This window comes from Streptomyces triticagri (assembly GCF_003429565.1).
In the GTDB taxonomy this organism is placed as follows: Bacteria; Actinomycetota; Actinomycetes; order Streptomycetales; family Streptomycetaceae; genus Streptomyces; species Streptomyces triticagri.
In genome coordinates this window covers 1-3,378 of record NZ_QUAK01000160.1, presented here as the reverse complement: position 1 = coordinate 3,378, position 3,378 = coordinate 1, and the positions used below count along the sequence as shown (strand labels likewise).

The 3,378-nt window shown below is 71.8% G+C and carries 3 protein-coding genes and 1 pseudogene; all 4 read left to right on the top strand.

Annotated elements, in window-relative coordinates; translation table 11 throughout:
- The first annotated feature begins 97 nt into the window (after window positions 1–97).
- Window positions 98–1,489, top strand: a complete 1,392-nt coding sequence (locus tag DY218_RS25445; protein ID WP_128558486.1) for a class II fumarate hydratase — start codon at window positions 98–100, stop codon at window positions 1,487–1,489.
- 62 nt (window positions 1,490–1,551) lie between these two features.
- Entirely contained in the window at window positions 1,552–2,256 is a 705-nt protein-coding gene (fomD, locus tag DY218_RS25440; RefSeq protein WP_128558485.1) for a cytidylyl-2-hydroxypropylphosphonate hydrolase, read from the top strand.
- 166 nt (window positions 2,257–2,422) lie between these two features.
- The gene (locus DY218_RS25435; protein WP_128558484.1) at window positions 2,423–3,097 is read left to right on the top strand and encodes a class I SAM-dependent DNA methyltransferase; all 675 of its coding nucleotides are present in this window, start codon (window positions 2,423–2,425) and stop codon (window positions 3,095–3,097) included.
- Between the two features lie 69 nt (window positions 3,098–3,166).
- A pseudogene (locus tag DY218_RS25430) lies at window positions 3,167–3,378 on the top strand (serine/threonine protein phosphatase); the annotation flags it as partial.

Sequence of the window (3,378 nt, the reverse complement as noted above, 5' to 3'; positions counted from 1 at the left end):
GAGGGGCTCTATAAGAGCCCCTCCGGCGATTGAGGAGGCCCGCCCGGCAGGACAATGGAGAGGCCGTCGGGCGAGAGACACAGGAGGATGCGCCAGCATGAGCAGCGAAGAGTTCCGAGTCGAGCACGACTCGATGGGCGAGGTCCGGGTACCCGCGGACGCGAAGTGGCGGGCCCAGACGCAGCGCGCCGTGGAGAACTTCCCGGTCTCCGGGCAACGCATCGAGCGCGCCCACATCGAGGCCCTGGCCCGGATCAAGGCCGCCGCGGCCAAGGTGAACGCCGAGCTCGGGGTGGTCGACAAGGACATCGCCGCCGCCGTCCAGGACGCCGCCGCCGAGGTCGCGGACGGCCGCTGGGACGCGCACTTCCCGGTCGACGTCTTCCAGACCGGCTCCGGCACCTCGTCCAACATGAACACCAACGAGGTGCTCGCCACCCTCGCCGGCGAGCGCCTCGGCCGCGAGGTCCACCCGAACGACCATGTGAACGCCTCACAGTCGTCGAACGACGTGTTCCCGTCCTCGATCCACATCGCGGCGACCGCAGCCGTGACCCGTGATCTGATTCCGGCGCTCGAGCATCTGGCGGCGGCCCTGGAGCGCAAGTCCACGGAGTTCGCCGAGGTCGTGAAGTCCGGTCGTACGCATCTGATGGACGCGACGCCGGTGACGCTGGGCCAGGAGTTCGGCGGGTACGCGGCACAGATCCGCTACGGCGTCGAGCGGCTGCGGGACTCGCTGCCGCGCCTGGCCGAACTGCCGCTCGGCGGCACCGCGGTGGGCACCGGCATCAACACCCCGCCCGGCTTCGCCGCCGAGGTGATCGCGGAGGTGGCGCGGAGCACCGGGCTTCCGCTGACCGAGGCCCGCGACCACTTCGAGGCGCAGGGCGCGCGGGACGCGGTGGTGGAGACCTCGGGCCAGCTCAGGACCATCGCGGTCGGCCTGACGAAGATCGCGAACGATCTGCGCTGGATGGCGTCCGGGCCGCGGACCGGCCTGGCCGAGATCAATCTGCCGGATCTGCAGCCCGGTTCGTCGATCATGCCGGGCAAGGTGAACCCGGTCGTGCCGGAGGCGGTCCTGATGGTCGCCGCCCAGGTCACCGGGAACGACGCCACCGTCGCGACGGCCGGCGCCGCGGGCAATTTCGAGCTGAATGTGATGCTCCCGGTGATCGCCAAGAATGTGCTCGAGTCGATCCGCCTGCTTGCCAACGTCTCCCGGCTGCTCGCCGACCGCACCGTGGACGGCATCACGGCGAACGCCGAACGGGCCCGCGAGTACGCCGAGTCGTCGCCCTCCGTGGTCACCCCGCTGAACAAGTACATCGGATACGAGGAGGCGGCGAAGGTCGCCAAGAAGTCCCTGGCCGAGCGGAAGACCATCCGCGAGGTCGTCCTGGAGTCCGGTTACGTGGAGCGCGGCGACCTCACCGAGGAGCAGCTGGACGCCGCCCTGGACGTACTGCGGATGACCCGGCCCTGAGGCCTGTCCGCAAAGTCCCGCTCGGCATGGGCCCCCGTCCGGTGCCTGCGTAATATCTGTCCATGACAGGCCACATCACGCAGACACCGGACGGGGCGGGCTCGAGCGGGGGCGACGGCCCCGGACGCTGGCAGCCCGGCAGCACCGTCCTGTGGCGGTACCGGGAGAACGGCGGGCCGCGCCTGCACATCTGCCGCCCGGTGACCGTCGTGTCCGACACCCCGGAGCAGCTCGCGGTGTGGCTCGCGCCCGGCACCGAGTGCATCAAGCCGGTGCTCGCCGACGGCACCCCCGTGCACCGCGAGCCGCTCGCCACCCGCTACACCAAGCCGCGCACCGTCCGCCGCGACCGGTGGTTCGGCACCGGCGTCCTGAAGCTGGCGCGGCCGGGCGAGCCCTGGTCGGTGTGGCTGTTCTGGGAACCTGGATGGCGCTTCAAGAGCTGGTACGTCAACCTCGAGGAGCCCCTCACCCGCTGGTCCGGCGGCGTCGACTCGGTGGACCACTTCCTCGACATCTCGGTGCGCCCGGACCGCAGCTGGCGCTGGCACGACGAGGACGAGTTCGCCGAGGCGGGCCGGGCGGGCCTGATGGACGCGGAGCAGGCGGACGCGGTACGGGCGGCGGGGCGGGCCGCGGTGGAGGTGATCCGCGCGTGGGGCCCGCCCTTCGCGGACGGCTGGCAGCGCTGGCGGCCCGATCCCGCCTGGCCGGTGCCCGCGCTGCCGCCCGACTGGGACCGTACGCCCGCGCAGGTGACCACATGAGACCCTTGATGCGCCCCCGTGGTCCAAACGTAGGATCGTCCTCCGCAAGGGCGCACGGAAGCAACTCGCAGCACCTGCACGGCGCTTGACCGGTCACAGCACCGGCCGGTCACGGCGCACGACCGTTCACAGCGCTCGACCGTACGTCACCGAGGGGCGGCAGCACGTGAGTGAGGGATACGAGGACCGGCCCGAGGAGGGCGGTCCCGACCGCAGAGGCCAGGCCGAGGCGTTCGACGCACTCGGCGAGCGGTACGACGAGGCCTTCCCGCACAAGGAGGGCCAGCTCGCCTCGGGCGAGTGGCTGATCAAGCGGCTGCCGCCGCACTCCCGGGTGCTCGACGTGGGCTGCGGCACCGGACTGCCCACGGCCCGGCAGCTCGCCGACGCCGGGCACCGGGTGACGGGCGTCGACCTGTCCGCGCGGATGGTGGAGCTGGCCCGGCAGAATGTGCCGGAGGGCGAGTTCCTGCAGCGCGACATCGCGTTCCTGGAGGCCGAGGGACCGCAAGGAATCGGCCAGTTCGAGGGCATCGCCTGCTTCTTCTCGCTCCTCATGCTGCCCCGGCGCGAGATCCCCGAGACGCTCGGGAGGCTGCGGGAGATGCTGGTGCCGCGCGGCCTGATCTCGCTGTCCATGGTCGAGGCGGACCTCGACGACACGGTGATCCCGTTCATCGGCGAAACAATCCGGGTATCCGGATACCTGCGAGACGAATTGCGCCAGGTTGTGCGCGATGCGGGTCTGGAGATCGCCGGGGAGGACTCGTACGCGTACGCTCCGGCGAGCGCCACCACGGCACCGGAGCACCAGCTGTTCCTCTACTGCCGACGTGTGTGAGCACCACGGAAAGGCTCGTACTGCACGGCGCGCGCTGCGCGCAGCCCCGGACGGACGGATTCTGAACGCGTGACGGAGCACCCCACCTCGCACGAGGGCCGGCGACCGACCACCGCCCGCCCCGCCGCCCCCGCGGAAGGACGCGGGGCGCAGCTGCGTTCCCAGGACTCCCCCGAGCACGCACAGCCGCCGGCGCCTCCGGAGCCGGGCGGGCACCGGCCACGGCCCCGCGCGGCAGGCGAGGAGCTGGCCGGCACCGTCGCCGACCGGGCGGCCCGCCT

Excerpts from the sequence above, each read along its gene's own strand:
- DY218_RS25445 (WP_128558486.1), top strand. The coding sequence starts at position 98 with ATGAGCAGCGAAGAGTTCCGAGTCGAGCACGACTCGATGGGCGAGGTC.
- fomD (WP_128558485.1), top strand. The coding sequence starts at position 1,552 with ATGACAGGCCACATCACGCAGACACCGGACGGGGCGGGCTCGAGCGGG.